Consider the following 18,503-nt stretch of genomic DNA (forward strand, 5'->3'; position numbering starts at 1 on the left):
AACACACGGCGCGGCGCTGAAGCAAGCGAGTACCGATGTTTCGCACGCTACCCGGTGTCACCGTGGGATCCCCTACCCTCACGTCTGGGAAGCAGTCTAGTGACGTCCCCCTCGACTGTCCGTCGTCAAAACTGACGATTTGACGCCGGATACCGCGACCGGCCGGCGAACGTCAGAGTCCAGCGCTGAAGCCTTGGTTGATGACGTGACATGAGGGACCGTCACCCGTCACGTCGACGTCCTGCGCTCGCACCACCAATCCCCCCGCAAGCCTGCACCTTGGGGTTTGCCCTAGCGGGATTTCGCCTTGACACCCCCACACTCATCTCCAATCATAACAACGTCGTTGTCTATAGGAGAACATCGTTGCAAGAAGATCTGAAATTCTGTCACCTGCGCCGCGACGGGAAGGTGCTCGAGGTGACGATTAACCGTCCGGAAGTGATGAATGCGCTCTATTCCCCCGCGAACAGGGAGCTGGCATCCGTGTGGGATGCCTACGCCAAGGATCCGGACTTGTGGGTTGCGATCGTGACGGGCGCTGGGGATCGCGCCTTCAGTGCCGGGAATGACCTGAAGGCAACGGCCGCGGGCGTCAAGCGCGAGTACATCCCCTCCGGTTTCGCAGGCCTGACTTCGCGCTTTGACCTGAACAAGCCGGTGATCGCCGCCGTCAACGGCATTGCAATGGGTGGTGGATTCGAGTTGGCCCTGGCCTGCGATATCGTCGTTGCGGCGGAGAACGCAGTCTTCGCGCTATCCGAACCGCGCGTGGGGCTGGCCGCGCTTGGCGGCGGGATGCACAGGCTGGTTCGCAGCCTGCCGATGCAAGCCGCCATGGGCATCCTGCTGACCGGCCGGCGCGTGAGCGCCGAAGAGGGCCTGGCACTGGGGTTCGTCAATGAGGTTGCACCGGCCGGGCAGGCCATGACTGCCGCACGGCGGTGGGCCCAGCAGATTCTGGAATGCGCACCGATCTCCATTCGGGCGACAAAGAACGCCGCGCTGCGCGGCCTGGCCGCGCCCGACATCGAAACGGCATATCGGACCCAGTACCCCGCGATCATGACGTTGATGGAGAGCGAGGACTTTATCGAAGGGCCACGCGCCTTTGCAGAAAAGCGCAAGCCCAACTGGCAAAACCGTTAGTCAGGGTCATCACCATGCATCCCACTGAAGCTGCCTGCATGCCGCTGGCCGACATCACCGTCCTCGATCTGAGCCAGGCTTACCTTGGCCCCTATGCGACCTTCCTGATGGCGAAAGCCGGTGCGGAGGTGATCAAGATCGAGCCCCCGACGGGGGACCCGGTGCGCTCGCGCGCCGCGGTCTCCAAGGGCGCTTTGCTGCCGTTCGCCATGTTGAATACGAACAAGCGCAGCATGACGCTCAATCTCAAGTCGGCCGCCGGCCGCGACGTGCTGACTGAGCTGGTGCGGGATGCCGACGTGCTGATCGAGAACTATGCCCCCGGTGTCATGGACAAGCTCGGCGTGGGCTGGCAGACGCTGAAGACGATCAATCCCCGGCTCGTCTATGCCTCTGGCACTGGCTTCGGCCTGAGCGGGCCGGATCGCGACCGTCTTGCCATGGACATCAGCGTGCAGGCCGTTTCCGGCGCCATGAGCATTACCGGCTTTCCTGACGGCCCGCCCCTCAAGGCCGGACCGGCGTTCGCGGACTTCCTGGCGGGGGTGCATCTTTATGGGGCCGCGGTGACCGCGCTGGTGGAGCGCACCCGCACCGGGAAAGGGCGTTTGGTGGAGGTTGCCATGCAGGAAACCATCTATCCCACGCTGGCCTCCAGTCTGGCCATGCTCTACGACTCGGGCCAGCCGCCTCGCGGCACAGGCAACCGCCACGGCGGCATGGCGCTGTGTCCCTACTCGGTGTTCGAGGCCAGTGACGGCTGGGTCGCGATCGCCTGCGTCAAGGAAACGCACTGGGCGCGATTGGCGCAAGTGATGCAGCGCCCCGACCTCCTTGAAGACAGCCGCTATGCCTGCGCAGCGCAACGGAGCCAGCGCATGGAAGAGGTCGATGGCATCGTCGAGGACTGGACCCGCCGCCACAACAAGGCCGAGATCATCTCGCTGACCGAAGCCCATCGCATTCCCGCCGCACCGGTGAGGGACCTGGATGAAGTCATGCGAGATCCACACATGCATGAACGGGGCATGCTGCATTGGATAGACGATCCTGCCCTGGGCCCCATTGTCGTCCCGAACTCGCCTTTGCGCTTCCACGGCGCCGGCGTTCGCGAGCCATCGCCGAGCCCGGCGCTTGGCCAGCACACCGAGGAAATCCTGCGGGAACGGCTGCGGATGTCGGATAGCGCCATCGCGCGAGCGCGGGAGGCCGGCGCCATCTAGTTCCGTGATGTGTTCCTCGCTGCATCGACTGCAGAGACTACAGGCATCGGCCACCTTCGCCGACCAACCCACGCCAGCGCGCTTCGCGTCGCGCGAACCGCAGGAGAACCCATGCGATATCTCAGAAACCTCACGCTAGGAATGAGCCTTGCCCTCCTGTCAGCGGGAAGCGCCCTGGCTGCCTACCCCGAGCGTGTCATCCGCATGATTGTGCCGTTCGCAGCCGGCGGCGGCGCCGACATCGTAGCCCGCATGCTGGCCGAGGACATGCGCTCTTCCCTCGGTGTCTCTGTCCTGGTCGAAAACCTTCCAGGCGCAAGCGCAACGATCGGCGCCACGCGGGTGGCGAGAGCCGCCCCCGATGGCTACACACTGCTACTTACCACCGGCACCACGCATTCGGCAGGACCCGCGTTGTTCAAGAAATTGCCTTTCGACCCGATCAAGGACTTCACGCCAGTCGCCCTGATCACGAAGGCGCCGCTGGTCCTGCTGGTCGATGCCAACGCGCCAGTCCGGACGCTGGACCAATTGCTGACCTGGCTGAGGGCGAACCCGTCGCGGGCTTCCTACGGCCACAGCAGCAGCACTTCCCACGTTGCCGGCTCCTCGCTGGTCAAGCGGGCCGGACTGCCCGTCACGGCTGTGCCTTACAACGGGGCCACCCAGGTCATGACGGACCTGGCTGGCGGGTCCATCGGCTTCACCTTCGTCGACCTGGCGGCCGCGCGCTCCTTCCTCGCGACCGGGCGGGTAAAGGCCATCGCCGTGACGTCGCTGCAGCGATCGACCGCCATGCCCGATGTTCCCACCGTGGCCGAAAGCGGGCTCCCCGGCTTCGAGACCATCGCCTGGTCTGGCATCTTCGCGCCGGCCGGCACACCGGCCGCGGCCGTCGAGACGCTGAGTGCCGCGGTCCGGAAGACCTTGAGCAGCAACAGCATTCGCAATCAGTTGACGAAGCTCGGGTCCGGCGAGCCATCGTACCTGCCGCCAGCGGAGATGGCGAGCTTCGTCAAGGCGCAACTCTCGGTCTGGACGGAGAAGATCCGCGAGGCGGGCATAGAGCCACAGTGACACCGGGTCCACAGGCCGGCGACCACAGACAAGGGAGACACGACATGACGGATACCGCCTGGATGCGGGCGTGGCAGCCGATGATCGATGCCGTCGGCACCGATTTCGGCCTCGACTACAAGCGCAGCGGCGCAGATGCTGTCGAGGCCAGCGCCATTCGGCGCTTCCTGGAGCCACTGGAATTCGACTGCCCGCTGCACTACGACAAGAACACTGCGCGCGCACACGGGTATCGGGACATTGTTGCCCCCTGCAGTTCGCTGCTGACCTGGATCATTCCTCCGCTCTGGGAAGCCGGGGTGCAAGTCTGGAAGGCCGCGGGAAGGGATGTGCAGCCCGACACCGGCATGCACGTACCCTGGCAGGGCAGCCACATTCCCCAGCCCAGGACCCTCCGTGCCTTCGCGACTGACATCGAGGTCGAGTACGTCGAGCCAATCGTGGTCGGAGACCGGCTCTCGATCTCCGGCGCCAGGCTGCTGGCGTGCAAGCCGAAGGAAACCAGGGTCGGCAGGGGCGCGTTCCTGACCTGGCAAAGCGAAGTCCGCAACCAGTCCGGCCAGCTCGTCGCGCGGGTGTGCTACAGCCGGTACTGCTATAACCCCGCGGATCGATCCGCAGAGGGACCGGATGCAAGGCCTGACGGCACGGGAGGCTCGCATGATTGAAGACAAGGCCCAGCGGTACTGGGAAGACGTCAGGGAGGGCGAGGCGCTCGCTGACATTGCCTTCCCCCTGACCCTGCATCGGCTCGTCGTGGCGGCAGGCGCCAATCGCGATTTCAACGCGATCCACCACAACTCGGACATTGCCCGCGCCAGCGGCGCCCAGGAGGCGTACGCCAACAACGTCTTCCTGCAAGGCATGTGGGAGCGGAGCGTGCGCGCCTATATCGGCAGTGCCGGCACGATCGTCCGCCTGGGACCGTTTCGCATGTCCAGCTTCAATGTCGCCGGCGATACCGTGCTCACCAAGGGCCTGGTGCGGCGCAAGTGGCAAGAAGGCGGAAAGCACTTCGTCGAGCTCGAGATGCGCTGCGAGAACGAACGCGGCATCTCGGTCGCGCCGGGCCCTGTCGTGGTGACGCTGCCGGCACGGAATTCATCGCCAGAAGGCAAAGGCAAAGGCAAAGGCAAAGGGACTACAGAATGAAGCATCCAGCGTTGACGGGTGCCTGCAGCACCGCCGTGGGCCGGCTCCCGGAAAGCTCCTGCATGTCGCTGCATATGGACGCCGCCCTTGGCGCCGTTGCCGACGCCGGGCTGAAGATGAGCGATATCGACGGGCTCTTGTGCGCGTACTCCACCACCGAACCGCACATGTTGCTGTCGTCGCTGGTAGCCGAGTACCTTGGCATCCAGCCCGCCTACGCAGCCTCGTTGTCGGTTGGCGGGGCCACTGCCTGCATCATGGTGATGACAGCCGCTGCACTGGTCAGCCAGGGCCACTGCAGACACATGCTTGTCGTGACTGGCGATAACCGGCTTTCCGGCATGGGACGCGCTGCGCAAGGCATGCTCGCCGCTGGCGGAAGCCAGCAGTTCGAGCAGCCTTACGGCCCCTCCGTTCCCGCGTTCTATGCGCTGGTTGCCCGCCGCTATATGCACGAGTATGGCTTGATGCCGGAACACATGGCAGCGGTGGCGACCACGCAACGCGCCTATGCGGCGCTGCACCCGCTGGCCCATATGCGGCAGCCGCTAACCCTCGGGCAGGCGATGTCGGCCCGACTGGTTTCCTCCCCGCTGCGGCTGTTCGACTGTTGCCCGGTGTCAGACGGCGCGGCAGCCGTGATCGTCAGCGCGCCCGACGCCGCCGCCGACACGGCCGCCCTCCCGATCCACATCATTGGCAGCGGGCAGGGACACACGCATGAGCATGTGGTCTCGGCCCCATCGCTGACGGACTTTGGCTGCAAGCAGTCAAGCCGGACCGCGTTTGCCCGCGCCGGAATCCGGCCGGCCGATATCGATGTGGCCGAGATCTACGACTCGTTCACCATCACGCTGCTTGTGGAGCTGGAATCCATGGGCTTCTTCGAGCGCGGCGAGGCCGGCCCGGCGGCGCTGGCCGGCGAACTCGGCGTCAATGGCAGGCTTGCCTGCAACACCCATGGCGGCCTGTTGTCGTATGGCCATTCGGGCGCGGCCGGCGGCATGTTCCACGTCGTGGAAGCGGTATCGCAACTGCGCGGACAAGCCCAGGAGCGGCAGGTGAGAGACGCAAGGATCGCCATGGTGCATGGCGACGGCGGCGTGCTTTCCGCCCATTGTTCCCTCATTCTAGCGAGAGCATGACCATGGACAAGACCATTCCGATCCCGACGCCCGTTACCCAACTCTTCTGGGAAGGCTGCACAGCCGGCGAATTCCGCTATCAGTTCTGCAATGCCTGCCACGAGCCCCAGTTCTACCCGCGCGCGCTCTGCCGCCATTGCCACGCCCAGGATCTTTCCTGGAAGACCGCATCCGGCTTTGGCACGGTGCATACGTACACCACCGTCCACCGGGCGCCGAGTGAGGCGTTCGATGCCGACGCACCCTACTTGCTCGCCCTGATCGATCTGGATGAGGGCATCCGCATCATGACGAATATCCTCAATGCGACAGAAGCGGATGTGTCGATCGGCGCGAGGGTCCGCATTGTTTTTGAGTCGCGCGGGGACAGGATGCTGCCCCAGGCCGTGCTGGCGCAAAAACGCTGGCCAAAAGCCCTGCGGCCGGCGTAGCGCCCAACCCGGCTAGGCTGGCTGGATTCCCAGTGCCTCGGCAATGCCAACCGCCACGGTCTGCACCGATCGGACGACACCTTCCAAATGTTCCGGGCCAAACCGGTCGGACACGCCGCCGATGCCGACGGCTGCATAGGGCGCGTTGCGCAGGTTCAGAATGGGTGCGGCAACGGCACTGATTCCAGGTATCCAGGCATTGACCGATACGGAGTAGCCGCGGCGCTTGATGAGCGCGAATTCTTCGAGCAGCGCAGGCCGGTCAAGCGCCGCAGCAGCCGGCTCGGTGGCGATGATCTGGTCCAGAATTTTTTCGGGGTCCGGCTGAAACGCCAGCAAGGCCTTGCCCGACGCCGTGCGCCAGGCGGGTGCCCGAGAGCCGACCTGCATAGGCGCTACTAATGGATAGGCGGCATCGATCCGTTCCAGATACATCACCTCGAAGCCGCGCAATACGGACAGAAAGGCTGTCTCGGACGTCTGGCGCTGCAACAATCGCAGAAAGGGTTGGGCGGCGCGCTTCAAGGGATAGCGGGCAACGATCGCCGAGCCGCATTCCCACAACTTGAGCGTTGGGAAATAGCGTCCGGTGTCGGCTTCCTTCTGAACGTAGCCCAACTCCACCAGAGTGGCGAACAGCCTATGCACATTGCTCTTGTCCAGATCGAGCTGCCGGGCCACCGCCGATACCCCGACGGGGACGTCCGCCTTGCTCAGGATTTCAAGCACAGCGAGCGCTTTGACGACAGACGAATCCAGTCGCGGACGATTCGCATCGACCGCAGCGAGTCCCGACTCATCAGCACGCTCTTTCATCGCACGATTCCTGGTGATTACCTGGGGATAGCAGGCCAAAATTCTCAAAACAACGGCGTTCCACCGTTGATAACGCTGTGATTATAAAGGAGAGGCCATGCGGTCTAAGTGGAAGTGTTCCTTACTCATCGCCGGACTCGTACCCGCCTGCTTGACGACCCCGGCAATGGCCGAGCCATACCCTACCCGACCGGTTCGCATCGTCGTGCCGTTTGCCGCGCTGGAGCTATGGACGGCGAGAATTCGTGACGCGGGCATCGAGCCGCAATAGCGGGGCGCAGGCCAGCCGGCCCGTCGCCCTATCAAGAGTCTGGCAGACTCGGCCGCTGAAGCGCTGGCCAATTCGATTTGGCAAATGGCAGTTGTAACCTGGAAGCCGTCGTCGAGGTCGCGCGACCCCGGACGGCCGTTGGCGTCGATAGCAGCCCGCCACTGCACTAGCGGCAGGCGCCGGATCATCACTGCTTGCGCGTTGCGCGACATTGCACCCCGCCGCAAACGCCCTTAACATGACAACCCCATCACACATCACCGAGGTACTCGTCATGCGCCATTGATGCCGCCGTCTTCATGACGGCCAGTCTCCACCTACCCCCATGAGCAGGGGGAGCTTCTGGCATCCCTGGAATGAACCCATGACGAATCCCTATCTCGCGCTGGAAGGCGCGTCTTACGTTCTGCCGGATGGCAGGACGCTCTTCTCGGATATCAGCGAACAGTTCGACCAGCGCCCCACTGGTCTGGTCGGGCGCAATGGCGCTGGCAAGACGGTGCTGGCGCGCATGCTGGCCGGACAAGTGCAGCCGGCTGCCGGGCGCTGTACGCGCCATGGCAGCGTGTACTACCTCGCCCAGCAGATATCGCATCCGTCGGGCGCTACGGTCTCGGACCTGGCAGGTGTGCAGACCATACTCGATGCCCTCGAACGCATCGAAGCTGGTAGCAGTGCGCCCGAAGACTTCGAGGCCGTGGGAGACCGCTGGGATGTACGACTGCGGCTGCGGGACGAACTCGAGCGCAATGGCATGGGCCATCTCGACGCCGCGACGCCTGCCAGCGCCCTCAGTGGTGGCGAAGCCATGCGCGTCACGCTGGCCGGCGCCTTGTTGTCGGATGCCGATTTCCTGATCCTGGACGAGCCCAGCAACCACCTCGACCGACCGAACCGTCAGGCGTTGGTCGAGCAATTGCAGCGTTGGCCGCGCGGGCTCGTTGTGGTCAGCCATGACCGGCAATTGCTGGGGGCCATTGCGCGCATCGTGGAACTGTCTTCACTGGGACTGCGCAGCTATGGCGGCAACTACACCTTCTATGCGCAATGCAAGGAGCAGGAGCGGCAGAACGCGATCCAGCAGCTCGACCAACGCAAGCTCGAACGCCGGCGCGAAGAACAGTCACTGCGCGAGCAGAGCGAGCGCCTGGAGCGACGCAAGGCCCGCGGCCACCGGCATGGACACGACGCCAACCAGGCCAAAATCCTGCTGGGCCGCCAGAAAGAACGCAGCGAAAGTTCAGCCGGCAAGCTGCGCCAGCAGCATGCCGCGACCCTGCTGCAAAGCGCCGAACGTGTGCGCGAGGCCGCGCTGCGGGTGGAGGACGATCTGGCCATCGTGGTGCACGCACTGCCGGTTGTCCTGTCATCGCAAAGACGTGTCGCGGAACTGGAGGCCGTGGAACTGCCCTTTGTCCCGGCTGCCACCCGCCACATCAGTCTGACTTTGACTGGACAGCAGCGCGTGGGCGTAGTCGGTCCCAACGGCAGCGGCAAGTCAACCTTGCTCAAAGTGCTCGCCCGCCAGCTTCAGCCCTTGGCCGGGAAATGCAGGATGTCGGTGGAGGGCATCTACCTGGACCAACGGCTGGCCAGCCTGGACCCGCGGCGAACCGTGCTGGAACAGATGCTGGCAGCCAACGGGATGGCGGCTGAAGGGGATCTGCGCATGCGCCTCGCGCACCTTGGCCTCGATAACCGGAAAATTGCAGCGCGGAGCGGCTCGCTCAGCGGCGGCGAGCGTCTCAAGGCGGCGCTGGCGTGCGTGCTGTATGCCGACCCACCGCCCCACCTTCTATTGCTGGACGAGCCCAGCAACCATCTGGATCTGCCTTCCGTGCAGGCGCTGGAAACCATGTTGCGCGGCTACCAGGGCGCGCTGATGGTGGTGTCTCACGACGATGCATTCATGACTCGCCTGGGCTTGACCGAGCGACTGGTGGCGACTGAACAAGGTTGGCGCACAGAGCCATGGTGATGCCGGCGCGGTGCGCAATGGTGCCACGCATTTGACAAGCGCTCGGCGCACGCCCTCACCGGCCCTCGGCTGTACCGTTCCGTTCGAGCCGGTCACGCAGCAGCGCCAGGAAGTCCTGCAGCAGTGCCGGCGCATCGTGCGCGGAGTGCGCAACGCCCAGCGGCGACAGCGGCACCGACATGGCCACGTCGAGCCGGCAGACGCGCGCACCGGCGAGCATGCCGGCCGACACGCTGCGCGGAATCAGGGTGACGGCGCCCGGCTGTTGCAGCAGGCCTTCGAGCGCGGGCAGCGACAGTGTCGAGACCGGGAACCACTTGGCCTCGGGGAGCGCGCCGAGCACCAGGCTTTCGAATACCTCGCGCAACTGTATGCTTGCTGCCGGCAGCACCCAGCGCGCGCCGGCCAGCGCCTCGAGCGGCAGATTGCGCCGCCCGGCCATGGGATGGCTGGGCGCGGCGAGGATCACCACATCGTCGTCGAGCAACGGTTCGAAGACCAGGCTTGCCGGCAGCCGCTGCGGCGTCCGGCAGAACACCGCGTCCAGGCCGCCGCCGGCAAGCTGGGGCAGCAGGCTGGATCCGCTGCCTTCCTGCAATTCCAGGTGGACGTCCGGATGTGCGTCGTAGAAGGCGCCCAGCAAGGGCGCGACCAGCGCCCCCGAGGCTGCGGGTATCGCCCCGATGCGCAACGCGGCGCTGGCGCCTTGCCGGATGGCGGCCAGCGACTCCGCGGCCTGCTGCAGCCGGGTCATGACACCTCGCGCAGCGTCGGTCAGGGCGCGCCCGGCCGGCGTGGGCCGGATGCCCCGCGCGTGGCGCTCGAAAAGCTGCGTGCCGAAGATCCGCTCCAGTTCGGCCAGGGCCTGCGTGGCGGCGGACTGGCTCATGGGTATTTCGCCGGCGGCGCGCGCGATGCTGCCGCAATCGCTCACCGCTACCAGCAATTGCAGCTGCCGCAGCCTGCCGTGCGTGGCAAGCCGGGTGTAGAGCACCCTGGCAAGCGTGGATGTGCCGACGTCGGCTAGGTCCGGCCACGCCGACGGCAAAGGCGGGGGCGGGGAATCGCTGGCAATGCGGGGCATCGGGTGGCGGTTCGGGTCGGGGGCTCGGGTAGCGGCTATTGATAGTGCCGATAGCTGGCAGGGAAAAGCGGCTGGTGGGCGCCCCCCTCCGTTTCTACATTAGCGAACGAGCATATCACGGGTGCCCCGCCCTCCGGCGGCGCCGTATGCGCCATTTCCCGTCTCTGTCGGAGAGTCCGCATGTCATTCCCCATTTCGCGCAAGCTTGCCAATCTTTGGCCGGCGCTGGCCATCTGCCTGTTGCCGTCGGCCGCCGCCGCCGAGCCGGCCTTCCCGAGCAAGCCGCTGCGGCTGATCGTGCCTTTTGCCGCCGGCGGTTCCAGTGACCTGATCGCGCGCGTGGTCGCGGAGCGCATGCGCAAGGAACTCGGCCAGGCCGTGGTGGTGGAAAACCGCGCGGGTGCCGGCGGCATGATGGGGTCCGAGGCGGTCGCGCTGGCGGCGCCGGACGGCTATACCCTGGGGCTGGCCACGGTCAGCACCATGGCGGTCAATCCGATCTTCTACGACAAGGCAGCGAAGACCAACCAGCAATTGCGCCCCCTGGCCATGCTGGTCAGCATGCCCGCCGTCATCACCGTGAATCCGGCCGTGCCGGCGAAGGACTTTGCCGGCTTCGTGGCGGAGCTCAAGCGCAAGCCCGGCGCCTACAGCAGCGCAGTGCCCGGCGTCGGCAGCCTCGGGCACCTGCTGGTCGAGGCCATGAACGACAAGCTCGGCGTGAAGATGACCGTCGTGCCGTACCGCGGCATCGGCCCCGCACTCAACGATACCCTGGCCGGCGTGGTCCAGATCCTGCCCGACCAGCTGCCGTCGGCACTGCCGCAGGTGAAGGCCGGCAAGCTCGTGCCGCTCGCGGTCGCGGGTGACAAGCGCGTGCCCCAGCTGCCGCAGGTACCCACCCTCAAGGAACTCGGCCATGGCGAACTGAGCGACCTGGGCAACAGCTGGTTCGGGCTGGCGGTTCCGGCCAAGACGCCGGCGGCCGTGGCCGACAAGCTGCGCGCGGCGGCGCTGAAAGCCGTACAGGCGCCGGAAGTGGTGGCGCGGCTCGAACAGATGGGGGCCAGCCCTGCCGGTGGCGACGAAGCACACTTTCAGGCGCTGATCGACACCCAGCTCAAGCGCAACCGCGCCGTCGTGCAGCGCGCGGGCATCAAGGTGGAGTAAGACCGCATGCATCCCATCGAACACCTTCACGCATTCTTTGAACGCGAAGCGCCGCGCTTCGCCGAACTCAGCGACAAGATCTGGGGGCTGGCCGAACTGCGCTACGCCGAGCGGGTCTCCGCCAGCCTGCACGCCGATGGCCTTGCGCAGGCCGGCTTCCGCGTGCAGTCCGATCTCGCCGGCATCCCGACCGCCTTCCACGCCGAGTTCGGCGAAGGCGGCCCGGTGATCGGCCTGCTCGGCGAGTACGACGCGCTGTCCGGACTGAACCAGGAGAGCGGCGCCCTCCAATGCATGCCGTCGCGGGAAAACCCCGGGCCGAACGGCCACGGCTGCGGCCACCACCTGCTGGGCGCCGCGGCACACCTGGCGGCGCTCGCGGTGCAGGCGTATCTGCGCGCACACAAGTTGCCCGGCCGCATCCGCTTCTACGGCTGCCCCGCCGAGGAAGGCGGCTCGGGCAAGACCTTCATGGCACGCGCCGGTGTCTTCGATGCACTGTCGGCCGCGCTCACCTGGCATCCGGCCAGCTACACCGGCGTGTTCAGCCAGGCCACGCTGGCCAATGTCCAGGCGAGCTTCGTCTTCCATGGCCGCGCCGCGCATGCCGCCAATTCGCCGCACCTGGGCCGCAGCGCGCTGGACGCGGTGGAGCTGATGAACGTGGGCAGCAATTACCTGCGCGAGCACATGCCGCCCGATGCGCGCGTCCACTACGCCATCACCGACAGCGGCGGCCTGTCGCCCAACGTGGTGCAGGCCCGCGCCGAGGTGCTCTACCTGATCCGCGCCGCGCGCAACGACGATGCCGCGGCGCTCTACGCGCGCGTGTGCGACATCGCCCGCGGCGCGGCGCTGATGACGGGATGCGAAGTCGAGATCCGCTTCGACAAGGCCTGCTCGAACCTGATGCAGAACACGGCGCTCAACCGGATCATGTACGCCGAGATGCAGCAGCTCGGCAAGCTGCCGGTCGGCGCCCGCGAACAGGAGGATGCGGCGCGTCATCATGCCACCCTGCCCGACAGCGACGTGGCCGAAGCCGGCCGCTCGCTGGCCAGCGTCTTGCGCGGCAAGCCGCCCGCGCTGTTCGATGGCCTGCGGCCGTTCGACCCGGACGACACCGAACTGCTCTACGGCTCCACTGATGTGGGCGATGTCAGCTGGATCACGCCCACCGCGCAGTGCTGGGTCGCGTGCTATGCCTTCGGCACGCCTTTCCATTCCTGGCAGATGGTTTCGCAAGGGACTTCGTCGCTGGCGCATATCGGCATGGTGCACGCGGCCAAGTCCATGGCGGCCACGGCGATCCGCCTGCTCGAACAGCCAGCGTTGCTGGCCGCCGCGCGGGAAGAACTGGTCGCGCGGCGCGGCGGCAAGCCTTACGTCTGTCCGATTCCCGACGACGTGGCCTTGCCCATCGCCAGAACCAGGACTTAGCGCACCAGCGGCCGGCGGGCGATGCCGGCGGTCGTGAACCTGTCATGGCTAGTCCGTTTGCACGATGCCGGCAGCGCCGCCGTCCGCGTTCTCGCCATGTGGGTATTGCCAGTCGATAACGATGACCTGTGCCGTGAACGCCTAACCGGAAATACCAGGTATGCCCGCCAAAACACCCGTGCCACCGGATCCGCCAGCGCCGTCGATGCTGGAGTTCAATCAGTTCAGCAAGTTGCTGGCGATGCTGTATGAGGGTCCCATGGAGGACATTCCCTGGAGCCGGTCGCTGGAGGCGATACGCACGTGCCTGCGCGCAAAGCTGGAGCACGGCGCAGGGGTCATCGTCAATACGTCCTCCATCATGGGGCTCGTCAGCGGACCCGGACTGTCGGCTTACTCCGCCTCAAAGGCCGGGGTGCTCGGACTGACGCGATCAGTTGCGGTGGACTACGCCAGCCGCGGCATCCGCGTTAACGCCATTTGCCCCGGCGGCATCGCCCACACGGCCATCACCGACCGCCCCGAGAACCAGCAAGACATGGCCCAGCTGACGCTCGCAACGCCCATGCAAAGGCTGGGCGAGCCGGCCGACATTGCCAGCGCCGTGATGTGGCTCTGCTCGCCCGGCGCAAGCTTTGTCACCGGCCAGGCCATCGCTGTCGATGGCGGCTTCACGATCTGGTAAAGGAGAGCGGCCGTCAACCTGGACAAGGCTAGCCGGAACGCGGTCCGTCGGACTGATCCCCAGTTGGCGACCACGGCACGGCCATCGAGCTCCTGGCTCACGTCGCACTTGACGAAGGTGCCGCCGATATCCTTCGCCACGATTTCGCCCTTCTCGACCTGCATGTCGGCCACGACCACTTTGCCGCCCGCCGCCAGCACGCGCGCTCTACCCCCGAGTCCCCGCCCCCGGTGACGATGAAGACCCTGCCGCGATCTCCATCAGAGCACCTCCAGCGCCATCGCAGTGGCTTCGCCCCCGCCGATGCACAGGGTGGCAACACCGCGCTTTCCGCCGCGCGCCTTCAGTGCGTGGATCAGCGTCACTACGATGCGTGCTCCGGAGGCGCCGATGGGATGGCCCAGCGCACAGGCCCCACCGTGCACGTTGACGATGTCGTGGCTGATTTTCAGCTCGTGCATCAACGCCATGGGCACGACGGCGAATGCCTCGTTGATCTCCCACAGGTCGACGTCGGAGACTTTCCATCCAATCCTGTTGAGTAGCTTTTGCGTTGCACCCACCGGGGCGGTAGAGAACCAGGCCGGGGCCTGGGCATGCGTGGTGTGCGCCACGACGCGCGCCAGCGGCTTTGCGCCCATGCGAGCCGCGGTGCTTTCGCGCAGCATCACCAGCGCCGCCGCCCCGTCGTTGATGCTGGAGCTGGAGGCGGCGGTGATGGTCCCGTCCTTCGTGAAGGCGGGCTTCAGGGTGGGGATCTTGTCCAGCTTGACCTTGCCTGGCCCTTCATCCATGGCAACCACGGCCTCGCCGGTACGCGTCTTCACTGTGACCGGCGCGATCTCGGCAGCGAAGGCACCGCTCTCGCCTGCCTGCCTGGCGCGCATCACCGAGGCAACGGCGAAGGCGTCCTGCTGTTCGCGCGTGAACTCGTACCTGGCGGCGCAGTCCTCGCCGAAGGTACCCATGGAGCGGCCTGGCTCGTAGGCGTCTTCCAGGCCGTCGAGCATCATGTGATCGAAGATGCGATCGTGGCCAATGCGGTAGCCGCCGCGCCCCTTGAGCATCAGGTATGGCGCGTTGGTCATGCTTTCCATGCCCCCGGCCACCATGATGTCGTGGCTGCCGGCCAGCAGCATGTCGTGCGCCAGCATGGCGGCCTTCATGCCGGAGCCGCACATCTTGCTGAGGGTAACGGCGCCAGCGCTCTGGGGCAGGCCGGCCTTCAAGGCTGCCTGGCGCGCAGGCGCCTGGCCCTGGCCAGCCATCAGGCAATTGCCCATCAGCACTTCGCCAACGGCGTCGTTGGAAATGCCGGCGCGCGCGACTGCAGCGCGAATGGCGGCACCGCCGAGGTCGTTGGCGCTCAATGACACGAAGTCTCCTTGGAAGCTGCCCATGGGGGTGCGGGCAGCGCCAACGATGACGATGGATTCAGGCATCAGGTATTTCCTTTGAGCGAAGCGTGAAGATAGTCAGTCCTGCCGTACAGGGGTGGCGGGACACTGGACACCCCAGTCAGCCAGCGTGGCATCGGCGTTTGCGCCGCGTACCACCGGAGCACTGGCGATCGTCGAAGGTGTGTGCGAGAAGCGCGGGGCCGGTGCCGGATGCAGGACGCCATCCATTTCCACGAAGTTGCCGCGCTGCGCCAGATGCGGATGGCGAGCCAGCTCGCCGAGCGAGAGCACTGGCGACACGCAGGCCTCGGTGCCGTCAAACACGGCTAGCCAGTGCGCGCACGTATGTTGGCGGAAAATCGCCGCGAAACGCTCACGCATCGCTGGCCACGCCAGACGGTCGTGCTGCTTGGGCAGCGGCTCGCCGGACAGGCCGAGTCCCTCCAGCAGGGCCGCGTAGAAACGTGGCTCGATGGCACCGACGGCAATATGCTTGTCGTCAGCGGTACCATAGGTGCCATAGAAAGGCGCGGCGCCATCCAGCCAGTTCGACTGCCTGCGGTCGTTCCATTCGCCGGCCTGCCACTGGCCCAGAATAGGCGCCATCAGCGCCAGGGTGCCGTCCACCATCGCCGCGTCAACCACTTGGCCCTTGCCGCCCCCGCGCACATGCAGCACGGCAGCCAGCACGCCTGCCAGCAGCAGCATGCCGCCGCCGCCGAAGTCGCCGATCAGATTGAGCGGCACCGAAGGCGCTTCCTCAGCGAGGCCGATGGCATGCAGCGCACCGGTGGTAGCGATGTAGTTGATGTCGTGTCCCACAGCCTTGGCGAACGGGCCGCTCTGGCCCCATCCGGTCATGCGCCCATAGACGAGCCTCGGGTTGCGTGCCAGGCAATCGTCCGGGCCCAGGCCGAGGCGCTCCATCACGCCCGGGCGCAGCCCTTCCAGCAGCACGTCGGCTCGTTCTGCCAGGTTCAGGACCAGTTCATGCCCCTCGGCCGTCTTGACATCGGCCAACACCGACCGCTTGCCGCGTGCGTTGAACTGAAAGCGTTCGTCGCGCCGCATGCCCATGTGCTGCGCCTCGGGCCGGTCGATGCGCACCACGTCGGCCCCCATGTCGGCCAGCATCATGCCAGTCCAGGGCACGGGCCCGATGGCCTCCATTTCGAGCACGCGCAATCCGGTGAGCGGGCCGCTCTTGCTCTTCATTGCGCCCCCTCAAAAGTCACCAGCGCCCGCCCGCTCGTGGCACCCTGCAACTGCAATCGAGCATGATCCATGAGTTCCTCCAGCCGCAGATGGTGCACATGCGGCATCAGCTTATCGAAGTCCGGCCGCAGTTCTCCCGCCAGCCGGCCCCAGAGGCGCAGGCGCTGCGGCCATGGCGCATTGGCTACCACGCCGAACAGCTGCACGCGCCGCATGATGAATGGCAGCACGCTGGCTTCGTAGCCATTCCCGGCCGCGTTGCCCACCGAGGCGACGCAGCCACCGTCGCACATGGAACGCAACAGCCATGACAGCACCGGACCGCCGACGTTGTCGATGGCTGCGGCAAAGCGCGCCTTTTCCAGGGGGCGCTGCGATTCCATGGCCACACGGCTATCGATGACTTCCGCCGCGCCTAGCTCTCGCAGCACCGGCTCCTGTGCCATGCGCCGCGTGAGCGCGGCGACACGCCAGCCCGCGCGGGCTAGTATGGCGATGGCCAGCATGCCGACCGCTCCGCCCGCGCCGGACACGGCCACCAGGCCTGAATCGGGCGCCAAGCCTCGCTGCTCGAATTGCTCCAAGGCCATGGCAGCCGTGAAGCCAGGCACCCCGAGGATGGCCGCTTGATGCGGCGTGAGACCGGCAGGCACCTGCTGCACATGCTTGGCGGGTACGCGAACGACCTCGGAGAAGCCCCCATCGAACGCGATACCGGTTTCGAAGCCATGCACCAGCACCTCGGTGCCGCGCGGCGCCTGCTGGTGCGCCGAATCCAGCACTTCACCCACCACCTCGATGCCAGCAGTGCGCGGGAACGCCTTGATGATCCGAGCCTCGCCATGGATCGCCAGGCAGTCCTTATAGTTGACCCCTGCATAGCGGGCCCGCAGTAGCACTTCGCCAGGAGACAGGTCCTCCACACCGAGATGCTCGATACTCGAACTCACATGTCCGTCTGTATTTCGGGTGCGCAGCGCGGCGAATCGCTTCGGGACAGATTGGTTTGTCATGACACCTCCTCAGATCACCCCTTCGGCTTGCAGTGCCGCGAGCTGCTCCGGCCCCAGGCCGAACTCGCCGTAGATTTGCGCATTGTGTTCACCTACGGAGGGGCCACTGCGCGGTACGGGCGACTCACGGCCCACCACGCGGGGCACGATGCAGGGGGCCGGTACGCTGCCATAGTCGGGGTCCGGCAAACGGATGATGGCTTCTCGCGCCAGGAAATGCGGATCGGCCTCGATGTCTGCGATGGTGTAGACCTTGGTAAACGGGATCTCGTGCTGCTCCAGCCGCTGCGAGACGTCGCTGAACGAGCGCGACTTGAACCAGTTGGCCAACTCGCCGTCGAGTGCGTCCATGTTCTTCACGCGTAGAGGGTTGGTCGTGAATCGGGGATCGGCGATCCACTCCGGCCGGTCAACGGCATGACACAGGCGCTCGTACGTGCCCTGTGACGATGCCACCAGCGAAAACCACACGCCGTCGGCGCTGCAATACATGTTTGAGGGCGCCGTATAGCTCGTGCGGTTGCCGGTACGCTGGCGCACCTGCCCCAACTGCTCATGCTCCACCGGCAATGGCTCCATCAGGCGGAACAAGGCTTCGGTCGCCGACAGGTCCACTTCCGCGCCCTTGGCTTGCGGGTCCGCGCGCAGCCGCGCGATCTCGGCAGCGATGGAAAAGGCACAAAACAGGCCCGCTACGGCATCGCCGACGGGAAAATTGCTGTGCAGCGGCGCGCCGCCCGGCTCACCCGTGAGACTGGTGAAGCCACTCATTGCCTCGAAGATGCGGGCGAAGCCGGGGCGGCCTCGGTACGGCCCGGACTGGCCAAAGCCCGTCAGCCGAATCACCACCAGGCGCGGGTTGACGCGATGCAGCGTTTCGATGTCCAGTCCCCACCGATCCATGGTGCCGGTCCGGAAATTTTCTACCAGCACTTCGAAGCGCGGCAACATGGACAACAACAACTCCCGCCCCTTGGGCTTGCGCACGTCCAGCGTGATGCCGCGCTTGCCGCGGTTAGCGACCTTCCACCACAGAGGCACACCTTCCTTGACGGGCTGCATGTGTCGCAGGGCGTCGCTGCCGTCTGGCAGCTCCAGTTTGACCACATCGGCGCCGTGATCGGCGCATAGCGTGGCGCCCGCGGGACCTGCGAGCACCGTGGCCATATCGAGAATGCGCACACCCTGGAGGGCGCCGCCTTGCGGATTGTTGGCTTTCATAAGCAGCCTCTATGTCGAAGTAGAGGCTGTCAT

At 65.9% G+C, this 18,503-nt stretch carries 16 protein-coding genes and 3 pseudogenes; 12 read left to right on the forward strand and 7 right to left on the reverse strand.

What is annotated here, in order from left to right; genetic code table 11:
• Positions 1 to 366: 366 nt before the first annotated feature.
• From ACIP1U_RS18715 to ACIP1U_RS18745, 7 genes are all read left to right on the forward strand, one after another.
• On the forward strand, positions 367 to 1,149 hold the full coding sequence (locus ACIP1U_RS18715; RefSeq protein WP_400317660.1) for an enoyl-CoA hydratase-related protein: 783 nt from the start codon (positions 367 to 369) through the stop codon (positions 1,147 to 1,149).
• A 38-nt stretch (positions 1,150 to 1,187) separates the two neighbouring features.
• A complete protein-coding gene (locus tag ACIP1U_RS18720; protein WP_400317663.1) occupies positions 1,188 to 2,372 on the forward strand; it encodes a CaiB/BaiF CoA transferase family protein in 1,185 nt (394 codons plus the stop codon).
• Positions 2,373 to 2,483: 111 nt separating this feature from the next.
• Positions 2,484 to 3,449 carry a Bug family tripartite tricarboxylate transporter substrate binding protein gene (locus ACIP1U_RS18725; RefSeq protein ID WP_400317666.1) on the forward strand — a complete coding sequence of 322 codons (966 nt, stop codon included), beginning with the start codon at positions 2,484 to 2,486 and terminating at the stop codon, positions 3,447 to 3,449.
• 44 nt (positions 3,450 to 3,493) lie between these two features.
• The gene (locus ACIP1U_RS18730; protein WP_400317668.1) at positions 3,494 to 4,117 is read left to right on the forward strand and encodes a MaoC family dehydratase N-terminal domain-containing protein; all 624 of its coding nucleotides are present in this window, start codon (positions 3,494 to 3,496) and stop codon (positions 4,115 to 4,117) included.
• Positions 4,110 to 4,601, forward strand: coding sequence for a hypothetical protein (locus tag ACIP1U_RS18735; RefSeq protein ID WP_400317671.1), 492 nt, complete (start codon positions 4,110 to 4,112; stop codon positions 4,599 to 4,601). Before ACIP1U_RS18730 ends, ACIP1U_RS18735 begins: the two co-directional genes overlap by 8 nt.
• Positions 4,602 to 4,663: 62 nt before the next feature.
• Complete coding sequence (locus ACIP1U_RS18740; RefSeq protein WP_400317674.1) at positions 4,664 to 5,746, forward strand: thiolase family protein; 1,083 nt, start codon at positions 4,664 to 4,666, stop codon at positions 5,744 to 5,746.
• Positions 5,747 to 5,748: 2 nt separating this feature from the next.
• On the forward strand, positions 5,749 to 6,177 hold the full coding sequence (locus ACIP1U_RS18745) for a Zn-ribbon domain-containing OB-fold protein (RefSeq protein ID WP_400317677.1): 429 nt from the start codon (positions 5,749 to 5,751) through the stop codon (positions 6,175 to 6,177).
• A 12-nt stretch (positions 6,178 to 6,189) separates the two neighbouring features.
• Here the strand turns inward: ACIP1U_RS18745 and ACIP1U_RS18750 are convergent, their stop codons facing one another.
• Complete coding sequence (locus tag ACIP1U_RS18750) at positions 6,190 to 6,993, reverse strand: IclR family transcriptional regulator (protein ID WP_400317680.1); 804 nt, start codon at positions 6,991 to 6,993, stop codon at positions 6,190 to 6,192.
• Between the two features lie 647 nt (positions 6,994 to 7,640).
• Between ACIP1U_RS18750 and ACIP1U_RS18755 the strand changes: the two are divergent.
• Together ACIP1U_RS18755 and ACIP1U_RS18760 are read left to right on the forward strand one after the other, a co-directional pair.
• Positions 7,641 to 8,129 (forward strand): annotated as a pseudogene (locus ACIP1U_RS18755) (ATP-binding cassette domain-containing protein); the annotation flags it as partial.
• Between the two features lie 534 nt (positions 8,130 to 8,663).
• Entirely contained in the window at positions 8,664 to 9,242 is a 579-nt protein-coding gene (locus ACIP1U_RS18760) for an ATP-binding cassette domain-containing protein (protein ID WP_400318026.1), read from the forward strand.
• Between the two features lie 55 nt (positions 9,243 to 9,297).
• Here the strand turns inward: ACIP1U_RS18760 and ACIP1U_RS18765 are convergent, their stop codons facing one another.
• Positions 9,298 to 10,326 carry a LysR family transcriptional regulator gene (locus ACIP1U_RS18765; protein ID WP_400317683.1) on the reverse strand — a complete coding sequence of 343 codons (1,029 nt, stop codon included), beginning with the start codon at positions 10,324 to 10,326 and terminating at the stop codon, positions 9,298 to 9,300.
• Positions 10,327 to 10,506: 180 nt separating this feature from the next.
• Here ACIP1U_RS18765 and ACIP1U_RS18770 point away from each other — a divergent pair, with 180 nt between their 5' ends.
• The 3 genes and pseudogenes from ACIP1U_RS18770 to ACIP1U_RS18780 form a co-directional block, all read left to right on the forward strand.
• Positions 10,507 to 11,496 (forward strand): Bug family tripartite tricarboxylate transporter substrate binding protein, encoded by a 990-nt coding sequence (locus ACIP1U_RS18770; RefSeq protein WP_400317686.1) that lies wholly within the window; start codon positions 10,507 to 10,509, stop codon positions 11,494 to 11,496.
• Positions 11,497 to 11,502: 6 nt separating this feature from the next.
• Entirely contained in the window at positions 11,503 to 12,936 is a 1,434-nt protein-coding gene (locus tag ACIP1U_RS18775; RefSeq protein ID WP_400317689.1) for an amidohydrolase, read from the forward strand.
• 313 nt (positions 12,937 to 13,249) lie between these two features.
• Positions 13,250 to 13,621 (forward strand): annotated as a pseudogene (locus ACIP1U_RS18780) (SDR family NAD(P)-dependent oxidoreductase); the annotation flags it as partial.
• Positions 13,622 to 13,686: 65 nt separating this feature from the next.
• Here ACIP1U_RS18780 and ACIP1U_RS18785 read toward each other — a convergent pair.
• The 5 genes and pseudogenes from ACIP1U_RS18785 to ACIP1U_RS18805 form a co-directional block, all read right to left on the reverse strand.
• Positions 13,687 to 13,907 (reverse strand): annotated as a pseudogene (locus ACIP1U_RS18785) (hypothetical protein); the annotation flags it as partial.
• Positions 13,882 to 15,063, reverse strand: a complete 1,182-nt coding sequence (locus ACIP1U_RS18790; RefSeq protein WP_400317691.1) for an acetyl-CoA C-acyltransferase — start codon at positions 15,061 to 15,063, stop codon at positions 13,882 to 13,884. The pseudogene ACIP1U_RS18785 and the gene ACIP1U_RS18790, both read right to left, overlap by 26 nt.
• Before the next feature lie 33 nt (positions 15,064 to 15,096).
• Positions 15,097 to 16,236: a CaiB/BaiF CoA transferase family protein gene (locus ACIP1U_RS18795; protein WP_400317694.1), complete on the reverse strand. Its 1,140-nt coding sequence runs from the start codon at positions 16,234 to 16,236 to the stop codon at positions 15,097 to 15,099.
• Positions 16,233 to 17,249, reverse strand: a complete 1,017-nt coding sequence (locus tag ACIP1U_RS18800) for a YhdH/YhfP family quinone oxidoreductase (RefSeq protein ID WP_400317697.1) — start codon at positions 17,247 to 17,249, stop codon at positions 16,233 to 16,235. Before ACIP1U_RS18800 ends, ACIP1U_RS18795 begins: the two co-directional genes overlap by 4 nt.
• 9 nt (positions 17,250 to 17,258) lie before the next feature.
• Positions 17,259 to 18,470 carry a CaiB/BaiF CoA transferase family protein gene (locus tag ACIP1U_RS18805; protein ID WP_400317700.1) on the reverse strand — a complete coding sequence of 404 codons (1,212 nt, stop codon included), beginning with the start codon at positions 18,468 to 18,470 and terminating at the stop codon, positions 17,259 to 17,261.
• Positions 18,471 to 18,503 lie beyond the last annotated feature (33 nt).

The organism is Cupriavidus sp. NPDC089707 (assembly GCF_044748965.1).
Classification (GTDB): domain Bacteria; phylum Pseudomonadota; class Gammaproteobacteria; order Burkholderiales; family Burkholderiaceae; genus Cupriavidus.